This window comes from Ulvibacter litoralis, assembly GCF_900102055.1.
GTDB classification, from domain to species: Bacteria; Bacteroidota; Bacteroidia; order Flavobacteriales; family Flavobacteriaceae; genus Ulvibacter; species Ulvibacter litoralis.
The window spans coordinates 1-1,213 of the sequence record NZ_FNBA01000050.1; the positions used below are offsets into that span (position 1 = coordinate 1).

A 1,213-nucleotide genomic window follows, 5' to 3' on the forward strand; every position below is an offset into this window, starting at 1 on the left:
GTCCTAAGTTTGATTTCCATTAACTTAATTCAGAATTAATAGAAAGAACAAAAGAGCAGAGTAAGATTAAGATATACGTAGGAACTTAAGATTCCGTCAACATTGAAAATCCCTGCTCTTTTACTACACAAATACGTTCAGTTCTTTAGGCCTATAGAGCCTGTTTTTAGGTTGTTGTACTTAATGTAGTTTTTGTTCTTTCATAAATTATCAGTTATGAATAAAAATACAATTTTTGTTGGGATTGACATCTCAAAAGATGTTTTTGATGTTTACAGTCCTGAAGAAGGTCATCAACAATTTACTAATAATGTTTATGGTTTTAAGAGTTTTGTGAAGACATTGACTCCATCTCATTGGTGTATTATGGAAGCAACAGCTTGTTATCATTATCAATTGTCATTATACATATTTGAAAAAGGCCACCGCGTATCTGTGATGAATCCATTGATAATAAAGCGATACATACAGATGAAATTGAATCAGATCAAAACAGACAAAAGTGATGCAAAGATGATTTGTCAATATGGTCAAGAACAGTCTTTATTGTTGTGGCACCCAGATCCTGAATATGTAGAGGAGTGTAAGATGCTTCAGACCGTTACTCAGCTTTATTTTAAACAGACAACTGCCATTAAAAATAAGCTCCACTCTTTGGGTAGTAAGGGACACACCAAAGGCCTGATGATTCGTTCTTTGAAACGTCAATTAAAACAATTACAAAAGGAAATCAATCTTTTGGAAACACAAATGGAATTATTGATCAAAACCCATGAACCAGAACTCTTCACAATCATTACAAGTATTCCTGGAATTGGAAAGAAGACAGCGATGTTATTAATCATTACAACAAACAGCTTTAAAGACTTTGAGAGTTGTAAACAGATATCCTCCTTTTTAGGTCTGGCCCCTAATGAAAGGAGTTCCGGCAGTAGCGTAAGGGGAAGGTCCAGAATTAGTAAGACCGGAAATCCAATAGTTAGAAATCATTTGTTCCTATGCAGTTTTACGGCAAGTGTTCATAACCCTCAATGCAAGGCCTTATATGAACGTATTGTAGCTAAGGGTAAAAGCAAGAAGCTAGCATTAATAGCAGTATGCAACAAACTAATTAAACAAGCCTATGGCATCTCAAAATCAAGAATACCGTATGATAAAAATTATGTTTCAAAATTAAACTAGAATTAGTTGTTTTTTAGCTCAGTTCTTTGTT

Annotated in this window: 1 protein-coding gene; it reads left to right on the forward strand. The window is 33.9% G+C overall.

The window, feature by feature from the left end; all coding sequences use genetic code 11:
- The first annotated feature begins 216 nt into the window (after positions 1–216).
- Positions 217–1,182, forward strand: coding sequence for an IS110 family RNA-guided transposase (locus BLQ00_RS17385; RefSeq protein WP_093145589.1), 966 nt, complete (start codon positions 217–219; stop codon positions 1,180–1,182).
- Positions 1,183–1,213: the final 31 nt, after the last annotated feature.